The following is an 18,481-nucleotide window of genomic DNA, read 5'->3' as shown; positions in this document are numbered from 1 at the left end:
ATCTTTATACTCAAATGAAATATCACACGAATGGACATAAAATTCAATAAAAACGAAGATCACAACAAACTCCTTTTATCAGATTTAAAACGAAGACTGGCACAGGTAAAGTTAGGAGGTGGTAAAAGTAAAATTGAAAAACAACACGCCAAAGGCAAAATGACGGCTAGAGAACGCATTGCCTATTTGTTAGATGCCAATACGGATTCTATTGAAATTGGAGCCTTTGCGGGCGATGGTATGTACGCTGAACACGGGGGTTGCCCCTCCGGAGGTGTTGTGATAAAAATGGGATATGTTCAAGGCAGACAATGTATTGTTGTCGCCAACGATGCTACCGTTAAAGCCGGTGCCTGGTTTCCAATCACCGGAAAAAAGAATTTGAGGGCCCAAGAAATTGCCATTGAAAATAGATTACCTATAATTTACCTCGTAGATAGTGCTGGTGTTTACCTGCCACTGCAGGATGAAATTTTTCCTGACAAGGAACATTTTGGTCGTATTTTTAGAAATAATGCGGTGATGAGTAGTATGGGAATTACACAAATTGCTGCGGTCATGGGAAGCTGCGTTGCTGGTGGAGCCTATTTGCCCATTATGAGTGATGAAGCCTTAATTGTTGATAAAACAGGAAGTATTTTTCTAGCTGGAAGTTATTTGGTGAAAGCAGCGATTGGTGAAATTATAGACAACGAAACTTTAGGCGGTGCAACAACACATTGTGAAATTTCTGGGGTTACCGATTATAAAGCGAAAGACGATGCCGATGCTTTGGATAAAATAAAAAATATTGTCAGTAAGATTGGAGATTTTGATAAAGCTGGATTTAATAGAGTTGAAGCCAAAAAGCCCAAAGAAAATCCACAAGACATCTATGGTATTTTACCCAAATCGAGAAGTGACCAGTATGATATGCTTGAAATTATTAAGCGTTTGGTAGACGACTCTGAATATGAACAATACAAAGAAGGTTACGGAAAAACAATACTGACGGGTTATGCCCGTATTAATGGTTGGGCCGTGGGTATTGTAGCAAACCAACGCAAATTAGTAAAAACTCAAAAGGGAGAAATGCAGTTTGGTGGCGTTATATACAATGATAGCGCAGATAAGGCTACACGTTTTATAGCCAATTGCAATCAAAAGAAAATTCCGCTTGTCTTTTTACAAGATGTAACTGGGTTTATGGTGGGTAGTAAAAGTGAACACGGAGGTATCATTAAAGATGGCGCTAAAATGGTTAACGCTGTTAGTAATTCTGTTGTTCCAAAGTTTACTATTGTCATTGGCAATAGTTATGGAGCCGGAAACTACGCCATGTGCGGTAAGGCTTATGATCCAAGGTTAATTGCCGCCTGGCCCAGTGCCGAACTTGCAGTTATGAGCGGCAATTCTGCAGCCAAAGTTTTAATGCAAATTGAAAAAGCATCTTTATTAAAAAAAGGAGAAGAAATAGACGAAAAGAAAGAAAAAGAGTTATTTGATAAGGTAAAAGCGAGATACGATGCACAAATATCTCCGTATTATGCTGCTTCACGTATTTGGACCGATGGCGTAATAGATCCTCTAGATACCCGGAAATGGATTGCTATGGGTATAGAAGCTGCCAATCATGCTCCTATTGAAAAACCTTTTAATTTGGGGGTGATCCAAGTTTAAAATCTAAGGACCTCCAAAATAAAATTATTTATCGACTCTAAAGCAAAACACAATTGGCGTTACTTATTCCTCCTAATCTTATCAGGAGAGGCTGTATTTATACTCCCTTTTGTATTGGCTAGGGTTTTTAGACCAACAGTTTTAGAGGTATTTAACCTGACAAATTTAGAACTAGGGACCTGTTTTGCAGTGTATGGTTTTGTTGCCATGGTGTCTTACCTTTTTGGCGGACCCATTGCAGATAGGTTCCCTCCCAGAAAACTGATAGCCACTGCTCTATTTTCTACAGCGCTTGGCGGAATTGTTTTTGCTGCTCATCCTAGTTATTTTGTTCTTAAAATATTATATGGATATTGGGGATTTACAACCATATTTTTGTTTTGGGCACCCATGATAAAAGCGACCAGAGTTTGGGGAGGAAAAAAATCCCAAGGCAAGGCTTTTGGCTTTTTAGATGGTGGTCGTGGTTTGGTAGGAGCATCATTTGGAGCATTGGGAGTACTTATTTTTTCGTTCTTTATTGTTGGGGAAATTGAAACTGCGAGTCTAGGCAACAGAACTGAAGCATTTAATTATATTGTTTGGGCGACTTCTACTATTATGGTCTGTATTGGAATTTTTGTCTGGTTTTTTCTAAAATCAGATAGCATAAAAGAGGAAGAAATACAGTTGCAAAAAATATCCCTAAACCAAATTAAAGCAGTTTTAAAAATTCCAGCTGTTTGGTTATTAATGGTTATTATTTTGTGTGCCTATGTTGGTTATAAAATTACCGATGTTTTTTCACTCTATGCTAAAGAAGTTATGCTTTACAACGAAGTAAGTTCGGCACAAATAGGAACCTTGCTGCTTTTTATTAGACCTGCTATAGGTATTGCAATAGGTTTTATAGCAGATAAAAGTAAAACAACACTTTGGCTGATTATTAGTTTTGCTCTAAGCATCCTAGGTGCTTTATTTTTTGTTTCTGGAGTTATTACACCAAATACTACGGTTTTATTTCTTCTGTCTGTCTTAATCACTGTTTCTGGTGTTTATGCGGTACGGTCTCTTTACTTTGCTACAATGCAAGAAGGGCATATCCCACTTTTGGTAACTGGTACAGCCGTAGGCCTTATTTCATTAGTAGGTTATACACCTGATATTTTTGCGGGTCCTTTAATGGGGTATTTATTAGATAATTCTCCAGGGGAATTAGGACACCAACATGTATTTATAATGTTGACTTTCTTTTCACTTATCGGATTACTCGCTTCTGTAGTTTTTTATAGGATACAAATAAGAAACAAAAGTTTATAATTTTAGCAATGCTACCGTTTTGTAACGGTTAATTTTACCCGTGTCTGTGCGAACAAACTCAGGAAGAAAATAGATTTCTTTAGGGACTTCATAGGTAGAAAATACAGAAGCGTTTTTCAATTTGCTGTGAAGTTCCTCTTTGGGTTTAGAACCTTCAATCACTAGAATTAATTTGTTTTCTAATATAGGATCTGGTAGACTGGATACAAAAAAAGGATCCTGAATAAAATCTGATAATTTAGCTTCTATTTGCTCGGGATTTAACTTAATTCCTCCAGAATTTATAATTGTATCGTACCTCCCCAACCACTTAAATTCTGTCTCAGAAACTAAGGTTACCACATCATTGGTTGTAATGAACTGAGTAGAAATTTTTGGCGCATATATTACTAAACAATTACGCGTATCTACAGATAAAGTAATATTGGGTAGTGCTTTAAAACTTGACATAGGTGCATTAATTTCTTGTACTGCAATATGCGTTATGGTTTCTGTCATCCCGTAAGTTTCATACACCCTAGTACCTATATTTAATAACTTACTTTTTAAATCTGAAGAAACGGCAGCGCCACCAATGATAAGCTTTTTTACTTGATTTAATTTCGATAGGGATGCATGTACCTGCAGCGGTATCATAGCGCAGAAATTGTAATTGCAGGTTGTTTTTTCTAAAGGAGTGGAACTGGGATCGACATAATCTAAATTAAGCCCTAAAACTAGAGCTCTTACCAACATCATTTTACCCGCAATATAGTTTGCTGGCAAGCACAAAAGGGCAGTATCACCTTGCTTTAACTCAAAAAAAGAAGCTGTGGCCATAGCAGAATTCACCATATGTTCCTTTTTTAAAACAATAGGTTTTGGAGCTCCTGTAGAGCCCGAAGTATGCACTAAAACCGTAGAATCTTTAGAAAGCCATTCTAGTAAAAATAACCCTATCGCCTTTTCATAATTTTCTCTTTCAGCTAAGACAACGGCAAATTCAATTAAACTTTGATACGTATAAGCTCTTCCGTTTAATTTAAAACCAGGATGTAATTGACTAAAATGCAGCATCGGTACGTTGTTCTTCCTGTATCTGTTCTTTGGGCAATACTTTGCCTGTTAATCGTTCTTTCCAATTGGTCCAGTTGTATTTTTTCGCAAATAGAAATAATAAAGCGGGATAAACGATTAAAATCGGTACAAAAATATCCCAACCTAACTCTGGCTTACTTACATCCAGAAATATAGAATCGGTCTGAAAAACGGTCCAATCTGCTGTTACCAATAAGGCTCCAATTAAATTATTAGCCGCATGAAAACCCAAAGCCAACTCTAAGCCTTCGTCCATTAAGGTAATAATTCCTAGAAATAAACCGGTACCAATATAGTACACCATAATACCATAACCCAATGTTCCTACTTCGGGGTTTGCCATATGCATAACTCCAAATAAAACAGAAGTAATTGTAAGGGGAACAAGCCTGTTGCCCGCAAGAAGTCCTAATCCTTGCATCATTTGACCACGAAATAAGTACTCTTCAAAACTAGTTTGCAAGGGAATAAATAGGATGCTTATTATAGCCAATATAACAAAGGGCAAAGGCCTAAAATTGAATACAAAATCAGCCGGAGAAAGCGCATAGCCAATTGCAAATAAAGTTATTGTTAAGATACCCCAAAGTGCAAATGAAAATCCTATTCTTTTAAAATCAATCTTTTTCCTAGAAGTAGTTATGGAGGTTATGGATTGCCGCTGAATTAATTTAGTCCACCCCAGCACAACAAAACACCCCACAGCCAATGGAATTAAGTTCATGGCAAAAACGGTGTTTCTTCCCCATTGGTCAATTAACCGATTCATCATATCATCTACATTTATAGGGGAGTTTTTTACCGCTATATAGTTGAATACCATTAAGGCAATAAATCCTATGGGAAGGACAAAATACAGCCATAATCCTTTTGTTTTTCTTTTATACCCTTGTTCTATGTACATAATTCTTCTATTAAATTGGGTCTCCAATTTTTATTTTTATGATAATAAATTTTTCCTTTTTCAACCACTAACGGACTCTCAAAATTATTGGTGTATAACCCTCCTGTTCCCAATCCTTGTGGCATTTTACTTTGCAAACCATACGTCCATTGTGCTATTGCATTAAGCCCTATATTGCTTTCTAATGCACTTGTAACCCACCAACCTATATTGTATTTTTCTGCCAAAGCTATCCATTCTTCGCAGCCTTTAAACCCACCGACTAAACTCGGTTTTAAAATAATATATTGAGGTTGTATAGTTTGTAGTAGTTCTTCTTTTTTTGTTATAGTAAAAACACCAATTAATTCTTCGTCTAAGGCTATGGGTAAAGGTGTTGCATTACACAAACCTTGCATTTGTTCCCAACGTCCTGGTTGAATAGGTTGTTCTATAGAATGTAAATCTAAACGAGATAGTATTTTTAATTTTCCCAAGGCAACTGCAGTAAATGCTCCATTTGCATCTACCCGGAGCTCTATTTCATCTTGGGTATATATTTTTCTAATCGACTTTAATAGCGCTATTTCCTTTTTAAAATCGATAGCGCCAATTTTAAGTTTAATACAGCGAAACCCTTCTTTTAATTTTTGCTGTATTTGTTGATGCATGAAAGATTCTTCTCCCATCCAAATTAGTCCGTTTATTGGAATGCCTGCCTCTCTTAATGAAAAATCATTCTCGAATAATAAAAACGGATTTTCAGCATCAACGGATAAAAAGGCTTGTTCCAATCCAAATTGAATGCTTGGATAGGCTGTTAATTTTTCTAATAATAAATCAAGACCTAAATGAATATTGTTACAAGTCCATTTTATTTTTTCTTCATAATCAGGAACATCGTCTACGCTTAAACTTCTTAAAATACCGCACTCTCCTATGCCCCATTTGTTATTTTTTTGTAAAATAATAAACCAGGTTTCTTTTTTAGTAAGTATCCCTCTAGAGGTACCACTAGGCTTTTTAAAGGTTAAAATATGTTTTTTGTAGAATGCTTTCATTTAGCCACTCAATTATACGGTAATAGTTGCACCAAAATCTAAGAGGTGTAATTGTTTTCCAGCAGCTTTAAATTTTTGTATGGCAAGTTTATGATCAATCTCTATAAATCCAAAAGTATCAAAATGATACCCCAATACCGTATCACAGGCTACAAAATTAGAGGCTATAATAGCATCGTCAACACCCATTGTAAAATTATCGCCAATAGGTAAAATTGCCAAATCTAATTTTGCAAACATAGGAATCAATTTCATATCCATTGTCAGCGCCGTATCCCCTGCTATATAGATACTTTTCTCTTTTGTGGAAAGTACAAAACCACCAGGGACACCACCATTTGAACCATCGGCAAAAGTAGAGGTATGAATTGCATTTACGTATTTCACCACTCCAAAATCGAATGCCCAGCTGCCCCCGTGATTCATTGGGTGCACTGTAAGTCCTTTATTTTCATAATGAGTTGCGATTTCATAATTACTAACAATGGTTGCCTTTGTCCTTTTCGCAATGTCTTCTACATCTAAAACATGGTCTTGATGGGCGTGGGTAATTAAAATGTAGTCAGGATGCAAAGTGTCTTTGTCAATTTTACCATTATTTTTTGGATTACCAGAAATAAATGGATCCACTAAGATAACTTTATCATTGATTTCTAACAGTAATGAAGCGTGACCAAGAAATGTAATTTTCATAATAAGTTGTTTTAATTCAAATTTATTTAAAATTGAACCAAAAACGAACTCCTTCCGTAGTTTTATCTATATTTAATGTGGATTGTAATTGATTAACCAAACGATTCATTAAACGTATGCCCATTGAAGAATTGGTTCTTTCGTCGGTGTCATCGGGTAAACCAACACCATTGTCCGTATATTCAAAAAAACCGCCAGTTTCTGTATTTCTCAAATGAATGTAAATTTTCCCATCGTCATCATTATCTGGAAAAGCATACTTAAAAGAATTGGATACTAATTCATTTAGAATTAATCCAAAAGGAATGGCTCTATCAATATCCAATTCAACCGCCTCAGCATCTATGGTAATTGTTATATTATGACCTCCCTTTTTAAACACGGATTGCACACTATTGACCAAACTTTCAATATACCCTTGCATTTCAATAACAGAAAGGTCATCATTCTGATACAGTTTTTGATGAATTAACGCCATAGCCTTAACCCTACTCTTACCCTCTTCTAAGGCCATAATAGCTGCTTTACTTTTGGTATTCTTAGTTTGTAAACTTAATAAACTAGAAACCATTTGAAGATTGTTTTTTACCCGGTGGTGAATCTCTTTTAATAAGGAATCTTTTTCTGTTAATTGGCTCTCTATTATAAGGTTCTGTTTTGTAATAACTCTCTGGTTATTAATACTTTTAATATAAGCAAATACAAGTCCACCTAAACCTAACAAAGTAAAAATTAAGGATATTAAAATTAAGCTCATTCGCTCATCTTTTGCCTGACCCTCTACCCTAGCATTTTCTAGTTCAATAAGTTTTTCATCAAGCATACCTTCAGAATTTTCTAACTCTTTTTCAAATACTGTAGCTATTTGCTGTTGCTTAATTAATGTCTCATTAACCTTTATAGAATCATTGAATCTTTCATTCTTTTTAAGATAAAAATTGGCAGTTTCGAAATCACCTTTTTTTTCATAATAAACGGCTAAAAGTTGATTTTTACGTAAGGTGTTTGATGCCTTTACAGTTCTAAAATCATTACCGATGAGCTTTATCACTTCATCAAAGTTACCTATCTGTAGATGACAATTGGCGAGGTCCAAAGAATTTTCTACGGCATCCTGAGAATATTTACCAACATTGTACTTTTTTATTTTGACCAGGCTAGAATCAAGAAGTGATATAGCATCTTCATATCTTTTTAGGATCATATAACTTTTACCAATATTTCCTTCAATAATCCCCAATAAGAGTATGCCTTTAATTAATTCATCTTGAGTTTTGGGTCTTGTAATTGTATCCAAATAGGTGTTAATGTATTTCCTTGCAACGGTATATTGCTCTATGGCCACCTGAATAGATTTATCTAGTCGCAAGAAATTACCAATATTATTATTGTATAATGCTTGACCGTAATAATCTTGTTCATTTATAGAATTATTCTTTTCATGAATATATTCACTTCTAGCTTTTTGGTAAAGGCCTTGATCTGCATAAATATCATAAAAAGAAACATTACTTGTTAAGCCAAGTTCCTTTTTCTCTTTCCGAATATCTATTTGTTTTTCATATAATTTTAATTGTGAATAATTTTCATCCATTATATCCAACAATGTACTTTTAAGCGTATCATCCAATTCCTTCTTTTCGATATAAAGCTCGTTTGTAATTGCGATACTTTTGTCGTATTCTACAAAATCTTGATAAATATTGGCCTTAAGCAGTTTATAGTATTGTATAGAAACATTGTCTTGTGACGACTTTGCTTTAACAATCATAGAGTCAATGTTTTTTAACCATTCAAAGTTTGAATTTTCTTTGTACCTATTGGAGGTTTTAAAAAAGTATTCAAACTTCTCTTCTGCAGTGGGTATTTTAACAAAACTATCCAACGCACTTTCTTGAAGAACTATATCTTGTGCATTAACATTGTTGGCTGTTATGAGAAAAACCACAACAAAAATTTTATAGAACATCTTGTTTCTTAAATTACCCAAAATGAAATGAAGTTTATTTTTCATATAATTTTATTCCCTATTCTTTTCGCAATTGTGCTATTAATCTTGTAAAAGTAGTCTACGCTATAGTCTATTGACTTAAAATTTAAACTAAAGAAGCATTCCTTTTATCGTATCACTTAAATCTAGGGGCAAGTTATGATTTTATTGATAATTATATATTTTAATTCTTGTTTTTTAGAATTAAAATATAAGAATTAAAATTGAACCAAATAAACAAAACCCTTTGAAAGTTATACTTGCAGAGGGTTTTGTTACGAGAACACTATATGAAAATGAAAAAATTTAATTCTTATTATACCTCTAAAATAGATCATAGTCCCAAATCCATAAAATAAATGTTGCCAAACTCAACAAAAACGATGTAAAGCCCTTCTATCTGTATATGTAAAAATGCCTTGCCCCCAAATAAAGCAGGGCAAGGCATTAAAAGTTGTGTAATTAGACCGGTGTTTATGAATTCATGGATGAAATAATAAATTCTTTAAATTCTTTAGAAATTGGAATTAATTTATTGTTGATCATCACGTCCTTAGAATTAACAGCGCCAATATGGTCCACATTAACAATATATGATTTATGAGCTCTGTAAAACTTATCTCTAGGGAGCTTCTCCAAATAATCTTTTAAAGGAGATCTTACAAGGTACTTTTTATCCACCGTATTTACCTCTAAATAAACATTGTCTGCCTTAATAAATTGAATGTCTGTAAAGTTAATTCTGTAGTACAAATGCTGCTTCTTCACAAATATGGAATCCTTTAACACCGAACTAGCCATAGGTGCTTCTACATCATCTTCAGAAAGACCTTGCTTATCTAAATAATTAAAATTAGATAAGGCAATTTCTATCGAAGTGTATAAATCCTGTTGTTCAAAAGGTTTTACCAAATAACCATTTGGTTTTACAACTTTAGCTTTTTCAACCGTTGCTCTATCAGAGTTAGAGGTTACAAATATAAATGGAATGTTATAGTTCTTTCTAATATGCTTTCCTAAATCTATACCTGTCTTATCTGAAGCTAAAATAATGTCTATAAGAACCAAATCTACATCGGTAGTTCTTAAAACTTCCTCCGCTTGCTCGTAAACAATTACATTACCGACTATTTCATAGCCTATTTCTTCTAGCATAGATTGCATATCATCCGCTATGATTACGTTGTCTTCTACTATTAGTATTTTGATGGGTTTTTCCAATTTGTTGGTTTTAGGATGGACTTAATATACGCTAAATTACGAAAAATTATTAAAACTAAAATAAAAGAAAATAGCAAATAAAAATGTGCTTAAGGCTACTACTTTTAACTCTGGATCTACCGAAGTTGAATTTTTAATTTTTAAAATTCGTTTTACATGTAATACTACGGGTATATAAGCCAATAACCAAATAAAACTATAGCCATTTTGGTAGTTAAAACTTGTATAAACAAGAGTACTAACCAAGCTGAAAAACAATAATAAATAATGATATTTTTTACCATTTGCAAAACCCATTTTTACGATAATGGTGTTCTTTCCAGAGGATCTATCAGACTCTATATCCCTTAAGTTATTTAGGTTTAGCACGGCTACACTAAGTAAACCTACAGTAACCGCTGGCAAAACAGCTAAAATAGTAAGTTGTTTTGTAAACAAAAACAGAGATCCTACAACGCTGATTAATCCAAAAAACACAAAGACAAAAATATCTCCCAAACCCTTGTAGCCATAGGCAGATTTACCTACAGTATATTTAATTGCTGCCCAAATAGAAAAAACACCTAGGCTTAAAAATAATAAAATATGGAGTAGATTGTTGGTGCCAAAGGCATAGAAAATTAACAATAGTACAAGCAACAAACAAACTAGTATTGAAAGTACAATCCCCTTCTTCAGCTCTTTTCTCGTTAGAATTCCGCTTTGGTATGCCCTTTTAGGTCCTATTCTAGCATCATTGTCTGTTCCCTTAACACCGTCTCCATAATCATTCGCAAAATTAGAGGTAACTTGTAATGCTATTGTGGTGCATAAGGCAAGAATAAAAACACAACTATTCGCAAACCCTAACCTAGACGCCAGCGCAAAGCCAACTATAATTCCAGAAATAGATAAAGGCAGTGTTCTTAACCTGGCAGCGTTAATCCAAGCTTTTAACTTCATTCTTAATAAGGATCTTCTATTTGTATACGTTTACCATCTTGATAAGAGGCAACAAAGGCATCATCAAAGCCCATTTTAACCAATTGATACCTAAATGATCTAGCTTCTTCTATGGTTTCAAAATTACCTATAGAATAGGAATAAAATGGATTGTTTTTAACAAATAGCGTATTTGCGAGAGATTCAGATGACAAGGTAATATTGTTATCTACAAAAGTTTTAATCTGAACAGAATATATTTTCTCTTTATTTAAAATACTCTTTGCCAAATAAAACTCACTAACTAAACTTAATTCCTGATTTTGTTCCTTTAAATTATTGATACGCGACTTAATTACATCTAAGCTATCTATAGAAACCAGTAAATTAGTGTTCGTACTTGAGTCAAATGCTTTGGATTTACTTAACCCTAAAGTGAACGAAGTCAATGCAATGGTCCCCAATAAGAAAACCCCCGTTATTAAACCTAAAATATTACGTTGTGTTTTTTTATTTTTTAATTCCTTGTTCTTTATTTTCACCTGATCCAATAAACGCTCATTCATTTGCTGAGCTTTATCAATATCTTTATGAAGTTCTAAGAGATCTGATTCTTCTATAAATGGCATAATCTTATATTTTAGGAGGCATTATAATACTCAGTTAAGGAATAGAGTGCAATGTAAACTTTTTTATACTAAAAAAAAACGATACAAAGGGAATATTCTCTAATAAATTACTTCCCTTTTAAAAAAAGAATAATCAACGCTTTAAATTAAATAAATGCCATCATCCTTGATTTCAATTTTACGTTCCCTATACAATGTTCCTACTCCTTTTTTAAAGGCTTTTTTACTTATTTTTAGCTTGGCTTTAATGTCCTCCGGATTCGACTTATCATGAAGATCTAAATATCCACCAGCTAATTTTAACTCATCGTAGATAAGATTAGCATTGGGCTCCAAGCTTAAGAAGCCTAAAGGTTGTAAAGAAACATCTATTTTATTGTCTGGTCTAATATTCTTAATATATCCAATTTGCTTATCTCCAATAGAAACTTCCTTAAATACTTCATTAGCATATACAAGTCCCTTGTGCAAATTATTTATGATTACCTCCCAACCTAGATCTGTTTTCCGTGTAAAAATAAGGTTTACCTCATCATTATTATCCACTGTTAATTCTTCATTATCCAAGAACCTATCTAACTTATTAGAGGCCACCAAACGATCTGTTTTTTCGTCCAAATAACAAAATACAATATACCATTGCCCATCTACCATTTTGGTACGTTGCTCTCTAAATGGAACCAACAAATGCTTTTCTAAACCCCACTCCATAAAAGCACCAAAGTTATTAACCTCAGCTACCCTTAACAAATGAAAATCATCTCGTACAATATATGGTTTTAAGGTTGTTGCAACTGGTCTTTCATCATAATCTAAATAGCAGAAAACAGTTAACATATCTCCTATTTCAAAATTCTCAGGCACATACTTATTTGGCAACAAGACATCATTACCTTCTACATCGCCCAAAAATAAGCCGACGCTAGTATCTCTTAATATTTCTAATGTATTATACTTACCTAATTCCATTTTTTTAATTATAAAGCACAAAAATACAGTAAAAAAAAGAGGCTACCCTAGTTAAGGCAGCCTCTTTTTTATTTTTCTTATGAAAGATTCTATTTGTATACAGACTCTTTTCCAAAGTGTTGCGTTAATTTATAATAAACAACAGCTCTATGTTTATTTTTATTTGATGAACCATAAGCATCCATAACCTTTTTAACGCCTTCCATTAGTTTTGGGCTATCGCTCATTCCTAATTTTTTAAGTAAAAAATTCTTCTTTACTGTTTCTAATTCTTTTTCATCAGAACCAGATACCAATGAAGAATCTTTGTTATAAATTGAAGGGCCTAAACCAATAGTAACTTTCGTTAATAAATCCATATTTGCAGACTCTCCAAATTTATCTTTTATGTCAGCTGCATATTTTGCAATTAAATCGTCTCTTTGGCTCATAATTTTAGTTTTGTAATTGATAGTTAATGTTAATAATGCTTCTAAGATATAAAATCAAAATAACTAAGCAAAATTTTATTGTTTATAATTCGCGGTGTTTTTATTTCCAATAACCTAGGCATCTGAGAATTTTCGTAAAAACTTTCTAATTGTGTATTTAGGGTATTTTCATCTTCGGCTAACCTATATTCCATACCATACATAGCACATAAATTGGAAATCTCTAAATTGTGCGTTGTTTCAAAATAAGTCTGATAGTTTTCTGTCTCCTCTTGCCCAGGAAGTATTCTAAAAATGCCACCTCCACTATTATTTAGCACTACAATCCTAAAATTAGAATTTACATAATTGTTCCACAAGGCGTTACTGTCATATAAAAAGCTTAAATCTCCTGTAATTAATAGGGTTGGTTCTGTATTGTATATAGATGCCCCTATGGCTGTAGATGTACTTCCGTCTATACCACTGGTACCTCGATTACAAAACACCTTTACACCACTTTTAAGCGGAAATAATTGTGCATAACGAACCGTAGAACTGTTCGATAAATGCAATTGATACCCTTCTGGGATACTTGGCAATAGCTTAGAAAAAGCGTACATGTCTGAAAAGGGAATCTCCTTTACATACGCGGCTCGCTTTTTCTCATACCCTAATTTTACAGCTGACCAATAGTTGCGGTACGAACTTTTAATTGACTTTGTTTCTTTTAAAAATGTATTAAAAAAAGCGTTAACATTACATTTAAAATGATGCGTTAGACAGAAAAATGTATCATTAGCCTTTGTAGCGTCTATGTGCCAATGATGCTTTGGTTGGTAATTACGTAAAAAACTTTTAATTTTTTTTGAAACAACCAAGCCACCGAAAGTTACTAAAATATCAGGTTGCAAGTCACTAAACAGAGCCTCTTTGTTCACTGATTTTTCAATAGGTGCTAAAATGCTATCTATACTATTGAAAAATTTAACATGATGTATATTGGAAGTAGTCTCTGTAAAAACAAGGACAGAATCGTCTTCTGCTATTTTCTCCAAAAATTGTTGCTCCAAAGCATCTGGCTTGTTTACCCCTACCAAAATCATTTTCTTATTGGACTTGTTCCAAATTGAACTAAATTCCTCTAACCCCAGGCATGGTACTGTTCCAGAATCTTTACTTTTCTTCTTTAACTCCGGAAACACATAGGCTTGTTCCTGGGTAGTGTACAAAGGTTCTTCTAAGGGAACGTTAATATGAACGGGAGTACGCTCTTCTAAGGCATAATCAATACCTTTCTGAAGGACAAGGCTATTGTGTGCGTCAATGCTGGCTTGTTGCGCCTCTATATGCATTTGAGTAGACAATAATGAATTGGCAAACTTTTGAATAGTCTGGGTTGCATGTGAAACGTCTTGCTTCAGATTTGCTTCATAACCAATATGATTTTTAAAAACTCCCTGTTGACGAATGGTTTGTCCGTCACCGATATCTATGCTGTACTTTGGTCTATCTGCCGAAATTACAAGAAGTGGAATATCACTGTAAAACGCTTCGGCAACTGCAGGGTAATAATTGAGCAATGCACTCCCCGAAGTGCAAAGCACAGCAACACCCTTCCCTGTATTCTGAGCAATTCCCAGGGCAAAAAAAGCAGCGCAACGTTCGTCAACAATGCTATAACATTTAAAATATGGATCCTCTGTAAAGCCAATTGTAAGTGGAGCATTTCTTGAACCCGGCGAAATAACTATATCTTTAATACCCTTTTCTTTGCAATGTAAAACAACAGATTGAGCAGTTGGTATATTGGAATATTTCAAATTTAAATGAGGTTTATATTTATTGTAGTATCAAAAATACATCGGAAAGATTTCTTTACCCAATTATTTTAATATAATCCGTAGTATGGTTTCACTTTTTGCCACTGTTTCTTCCCATTCTTTTTCTGGATTTGAGTCAATTGTTATTCCCCCTCCCACATACACAAAGGCCTTGTTCTCTTTTAATTCTGCACAACGCAAGTTGGCATAAATGTTTGTAGTCTTCTTGTTAACCGTATATGCTCTATTCTCTATGTTGCGCCTTGCGTTAGCCCTATGGTTTTCTTCTGAATAATTGAGTTCACCTAAAAAGCCTGTATAAAAAGTTCTATCGTAATTTTCATTTTTTAAAATAAACGCTTGAGCTTCCTTTTTTGGCAACCCGCAAGTTGCTGGAGTAGGATGTAATGCCAGTAAAATTTCTTTTAAGTTATTGGACATTAGACCTGTTATTCTAGTTCTTAAATGCCATAAATTACCAGCCTTTATGGAGGTAACCGTAGATAACTTTAAATTAGATACTTTATTTTCTAAGGCATTTACTATAAAATCCGTAACTACTTTTTGTTCATACTTCTCTTTACTCTTCCACTCCGGCACTTCATCCTTTGTCCAAACTTGTGTGCCTGCCAAGGAGGAGGTTTCTATTCTTTGGTTTTCCGTTTTTAACAAAACCTCTGGCGTTGCACCCAACCACATCCCTACCTTGGGATGGTACCATAAATAACAAAAAGCTGTTGGGTATTTATCCAACATAGCTTTAAACATGGGCAGGGATTTTTTAGAACATCCAACTTCAATTTTACGGGAAACAACGACTTTCTGTAGTTTTCCTTTTGCAAGATTCGTAATGGCACTGGTAACTAACTTGGTATGAAATTCTTTCGCTATTGGTGTGGCGAAAGTATTCAGTGGAAGAGCCGTATTCTCATTGGAATTTCCCTCGGGTGTATAGGGAGCGGTTAAAAGCGTATCCAAAGGAATTAAGACGGTATCATTTTTAGCGTTAAAAGGTGCAAAAACAAAACCTGTTTCTTTGTAATCCCATGTATAATGTAAATCATCGCTATTTTGCAAAACAGCTTTAACAACAAAGTCGTTCGGCTTTCTATAGGCTACAAATGGTTTTTTATCAACCAACTGAGATTTTAACTGCTCAAAAAAATGCTTCATTCCTTATTTATCTCTTGGCAGGGAAATGGTTGTTAATTTACATAAGGAAACTAACGCCCCTTCATCATTTGTAATTTTAATTTCCCAAAGTTGCGTTGTTCTTCCTTTGTGTATAATTGTAGCTTTTGCAAACACATTACCGTCTCTTACACTCTTTACATGATTGGCGGTAATTTCTAAACCACGTACAAAAAATTTTTGTCCATCTAAAAAAACATAAGAAGCTGCACTACCAATACTTTCCGCTAATGCAGCTGTGGCTCCACCGTGTAAAACACCATCTGGCTGGTGCACTTTTGAAGTTACAGGCATTTTCCCAACTAAAAAATTTTCACCTACTTCTATATACTCTATATCCAAAGTTTCCATTAAGGTGTTCTTGGAGTTTTCATTACAAATACGAAGTATTTTTTCCTGAATTTCGTTCATCATTCAATTTTTTGTAAAATTAATCAATCCATTTACAACTAATAGTATAACTTTCACTTTTGATTTTTATTCTACAAACGTACGGTATGCAACCCACTGAAAAACAAGTTACTTATACAACCACCAACTCCTATTCTACCTTAAACACCTTAACTTCAGAAACTAAAAATGTTTGGATTGTTTGTCACGGAATAGGTTATTTAAGTCGGTTTTTCTTGCGGTACTTTAAGGATTTACCAGCAAATGAAAATTATATTATTGCACCACAGGCGCCTTCAAAATATTATCTAAATGACAAATACACGCATATTGGCGCTAGTTGGCTAACTCGAGAAAATACACGGAATGAAATAGATAATATCATCACCTATTTAAATTCAGTTTGCGTTCAGGAAAACATCCCTTCAAAACACAACCTAATTATTATGGGGTATTCACAGGGTGTATCTATAGTTTCGCGATGGTTGGCTAAACAAAAAATAAAATGCCAGCAGTTTGTGTTATATGCAGGCACTATTCCTAACGAGCTAACCACAGAAGATTTTTTATTCTTAAAGGATAACAATACCAAAACCACTGTAATCGTTGGGGAAAACGATGAATATTTAGATGAAAAAAGAAGGGCTATTGAAAAAGAACGAGTTACAAGCATAATAGGAGAAGCAACTCGTTTTATCACCTTTGAAGGCGGACATGAAGTACAAAAAAAAATCATAAACGCTCTTGTGGAATGATTGAAAATATAAAACTATTAGAGAACGATTTTTTAAAACTTGAACGGCTACAAATAGCGCATTATAAAGAGCTTTGGCCAATAGCGCAACAAATAGATTTATACCAATACAGCTCAAGCGATGTATCTACTTTAGAAAATCTAAAAGCCTATCTAACGAGTGCACTACTAGACAAAAATGCAGTTGCTTTTATTATCTATGACAAACGCATCAATACCTATGTTGGATCTACCCGATTTGGAAACATTGATTTAAAAAACAAGGTTTTGCATATAGGATGGACATGGATCTCAACAGAAACCCAAGGCACGGGCTTAAACCACAGTATGAAGTTTCTAATGTTGCGTTATGTTTTTGAAGAACTCAATTTTGAAAAGGTAGAATTTAGAATCGACGAAAGAAATATAAAATCTAGAAAGGCAATTGAAAAATTAGGCGCCACTTTAGAAGGGGTTCTAAGAAAAAATGTCACAACCAAAAATAATTTTAGAAGGAGTTCTTGTTGTTATGGTATTCTAAAAGAAGAATGGAGTAGTCTTAAAGAAAGTCATTTTAACACCTAAGTACTTACTCTTCTAATGGTTTTTCTTGGGATGGATAATATTCTATTTTTCTAGTTGTATAGGTGTTATCTGGAGAAATCACTTGTTTTATCCAGTTGCCATGGTCTCCATCAAACTGATGCAAATAGGAAACCTCATAACTATTTTTTTTAGTTTTCACCTGTATCTTATCAACAACAGCTTTGTCTTCCCTATAGGTGTAAAATTCCTTCTTATCGGAAATAAACTTGGTGTCATATTCGTCTGTTCCAAAATATTCTTTAGAAAACAAAGTGCCATCTTCCCTATAGACAAGCTCTTCTGCCTTTATAGGACTGCCTTTAGAAAATTCTTTTGTAAGGATGTATTTTAATTTTTCCTTCGCTTGGTTTTTCTTTAAATACGTCCGAATAGACTTTACAAGCAACCCATTAAAGACATAGGATTGCAATGTTTCATCTGTCTTTTCTTCATAAACAATTGCGGTTTCATCTATTTCCTCATCATTAATACGTTTTATATTAACCAGTCTATTGATAGAGTCGTACCTATATTCATATTGATCTAAAAACCTTTTCCCGTAGGTAATGATCTTTTCAGTAATCCGTTTGTTCCCCGTGGTGTCAATTGCATAAAAGTGCGCTATGGATGTACTTTTATCGAACACACCTTCTCTGTAATTTTCTAAACGCTTTTCTAAAATCTCATTGCCGCTATACTTATAGTAGGTTATACTATAATCTTCATCAGTATAACGGGTAACAGACTTAGTAAGTTGACCTTCAGCATTAAAATTAAATTCTTCTTTCCCATAATTTGTAATTACGGTACACTTTTTTACATTTCCTATTAAATCAAAATCTGAAACAGTGAGAATATGTGGTTCCTGGCCTACCAAAGAAACAGGCAAAGCAAAAATTAAGATATAGCAAAAGGTATAGAAAAAATGTCTGTTTTTTATCATACTA

At 33.9% G+C, this 18,481-nt stretch carries 18 protein-coding genes; 4 read left to right on the top strand and 14 right to left on the bottom strand.

The annotated features are described in order from the left end of the window. Positions 1 to 30 precede the first annotated feature (30 nt). Complete coding sequence (locus tag MWU65_RS05605; RefSeq protein WP_247076199.1) at positions 31 to 1,659, top strand: carboxyl transferase domain-containing protein; 1,629 nt, start codon at positions 31 to 33, stop codon at positions 1,657 to 1,659. Between the two features lie 30 nt (positions 1,660 to 1,689). Beyond that, positions 1,690 to 2,958 (top strand): MFS transporter, encoded by a 1,269-nt coding sequence (locus MWU65_RS05600; RefSeq protein ID WP_247076399.1) that lies wholly within the window; start codon positions 1,690 to 1,692, stop codon positions 2,956 to 2,958. On the opposite strand, the gene MWU65_RS05595 is transcribed toward MWU65_RS05600, so the two are convergent. The 13 genes from MWU65_RS05595 to MWU65_RS05535 all read right to left on the bottom strand — a co-directional run bounded on the left by MWU65_RS05595 (position 2,953) and on the right by MWU65_RS05535 (position 16,237). After that, the gene (locus MWU65_RS05595; RefSeq protein WP_247076198.1) at positions 2,953 to 4,014 is read right to left on the bottom strand and encodes an AMP-binding protein; all 1,062 of its coding nucleotides are present in this window, start codon (positions 4,012 to 4,014) and stop codon (positions 2,953 to 2,955) included. The genes MWU65_RS05600 and MWU65_RS05595 overlap by 6 nt on opposite strands. Beyond that, entirely contained in the window at positions 4,001 to 4,939 is a 939-nt protein-coding gene (locus tag MWU65_RS05590; RefSeq protein ID WP_247076197.1) for a CPBP family intramembrane glutamic endopeptidase, read from the bottom strand. Before MWU65_RS05590 ends, MWU65_RS05595 begins: the two co-directional genes overlap by 14 nt. After that, positions 4,930 to 5,979, bottom strand: a complete 1,050-nt coding sequence (locus tag MWU65_RS05585) for an o-succinylbenzoate synthase (protein WP_247076196.1) — start codon at positions 5,977 to 5,979, stop codon at positions 4,930 to 4,932. Before MWU65_RS05585 ends, MWU65_RS05590 begins: the two co-directional genes overlap by 10 nt. Positions 5,980 to 5,991: 12 nt before the next feature. Beyond that, positions 5,992 to 6,672 carry a metal-dependent hydrolase gene (locus tag MWU65_RS05580; protein ID WP_247076195.1) on the bottom strand — a complete coding sequence of 227 codons (681 nt, stop codon included), beginning with the start codon at positions 6,670 to 6,672 and terminating at the stop codon, positions 5,992 to 5,994. A 22-nt stretch (positions 6,673 to 6,694) separates the two neighbouring features. Continuing rightward, positions 6,695 to 8,686 carry a histidine kinase dimerization/phosphoacceptor domain -containing protein gene (locus MWU65_RS05575; RefSeq protein WP_247076194.1) on the bottom strand — a complete coding sequence of 664 codons (1,992 nt, stop codon included), beginning with the start codon at positions 8,684 to 8,686 and terminating at the stop codon, positions 6,695 to 6,697. 450 nt (positions 8,687 to 9,136) lie between these two features. Next, positions 9,137 to 9,883, bottom strand: a complete 747-nt coding sequence (locus MWU65_RS05570) for a response regulator (RefSeq protein ID WP_247076193.1) — start codon at positions 9,881 to 9,883, stop codon at positions 9,137 to 9,139. Positions 9,884 to 9,919: 36 nt separating this feature from the next. Further along, positions 9,920 to 10,825, bottom strand: a complete 906-nt coding sequence (gene menA, locus MWU65_RS05565; RefSeq protein ID WP_247076192.1) for a 1,4-dihydroxy-2-naphthoate octaprenyltransferase — start codon at positions 10,823 to 10,825, stop codon at positions 9,920 to 9,922. A 2-nt stretch (positions 10,826 to 10,827) separates the two neighbouring features. Beyond that, positions 10,828 to 11,433 carry an SPOR domain-containing protein gene (locus tag MWU65_RS05560; RefSeq protein WP_247076191.1) on the bottom strand — a complete coding sequence of 202 codons (606 nt, stop codon included), beginning with the start codon at positions 11,431 to 11,433 and terminating at the stop codon, positions 10,828 to 10,830. Between the two features lie 141 nt (positions 11,434 to 11,574). Beyond that, complete coding sequence (locus MWU65_RS05555) at positions 11,575 to 12,402, bottom strand: S1-like domain-containing RNA-binding protein (protein ID WP_247076190.1); 828 nt, start codon at positions 12,400 to 12,402, stop codon at positions 11,575 to 11,577. 89 nt (positions 12,403 to 12,491) lie between these two features. Continuing rightward, positions 12,492 to 12,833 (bottom strand): DUF2853 family protein, encoded by a 342-nt coding sequence (locus MWU65_RS05550; protein ID WP_247076189.1) that lies wholly within the window; start codon positions 12,831 to 12,833, stop codon positions 12,492 to 12,494. Between the two features lie 41 nt (positions 12,834 to 12,874). Next, the gene (menD, locus tag MWU65_RS05545; protein WP_247076188.1) at positions 12,875 to 14,635 is read right to left on the bottom strand and encodes a 2-succinyl-5-enolpyruvyl-6-hydroxy-3-cyclohexene-1-carboxylic-acid synthase; all 1,761 of its coding nucleotides are present in this window, start codon (positions 14,633 to 14,635) and stop codon (positions 12,875 to 12,877) included. 63 nt (positions 14,636 to 14,698) lie between these two features. Then, complete coding sequence (locus MWU65_RS05540; RefSeq protein ID WP_247076187.1) at positions 14,699 to 15,808, bottom strand: chorismate-binding protein; 1,110 nt, start codon at positions 15,806 to 15,808, stop codon at positions 14,699 to 14,701. Positions 15,809 to 15,811: 3 nt separating this feature from the next. After that, complete coding sequence (locus tag MWU65_RS05535) at positions 15,812 to 16,237, bottom strand: hotdog fold thioesterase (RefSeq protein ID WP_247076398.1); 426 nt, start codon at positions 16,235 to 16,237, stop codon at positions 15,812 to 15,814. A gap of 86 nt (positions 16,238 to 16,323) precedes the next feature. Here MWU65_RS05535 and MWU65_RS05530 point away from each other — a divergent pair, with 86 nt between their 5' ends. Both MWU65_RS05530 and MWU65_RS05525 read left to right on the top strand, forming a co-directional pair. After that, complete coding sequence (locus tag MWU65_RS05530; protein WP_247076186.1) at positions 16,324 to 16,971, top strand: serine hydrolase family protein; 648 nt, start codon at positions 16,324 to 16,326, stop codon at positions 16,969 to 16,971. Further along, positions 16,968 to 17,534 (top strand): GNAT family protein, encoded by a 567-nt coding sequence (locus tag MWU65_RS05525; protein ID WP_247076185.1) that lies wholly within the window; start codon positions 16,968 to 16,970, stop codon positions 17,532 to 17,534. Before MWU65_RS05530 ends, MWU65_RS05525 begins: the two co-directional genes overlap by 4 nt. Before the next feature lie 4 nt (positions 17,535 to 17,538). Here MWU65_RS05525 and MWU65_RS05520 read toward each other — a convergent pair whose 3' ends face one another. Beyond that, on the bottom strand, positions 17,539 to 18,477 hold the full coding sequence (locus MWU65_RS05520) for a hypothetical protein (RefSeq protein ID WP_247076184.1): 939 nt from the start codon (positions 18,475 to 18,477) through the stop codon (positions 17,539 to 17,541). Positions 18,478 to 18,481 lie beyond the last annotated feature (4 nt).

It is taken from the genome of Cellulophaga sp. F20128, assembly GCF_023015805.1.
Classification (GTDB): Bacteria; Bacteroidota; Bacteroidia; order Flavobacteriales; family Flavobacteriaceae; genus Cellulophaga.
The sequence above is the reverse complement of the archived record's forward strand: the minus strand, read 5'-3'. Positions and strand labels throughout refer to the sequence as shown.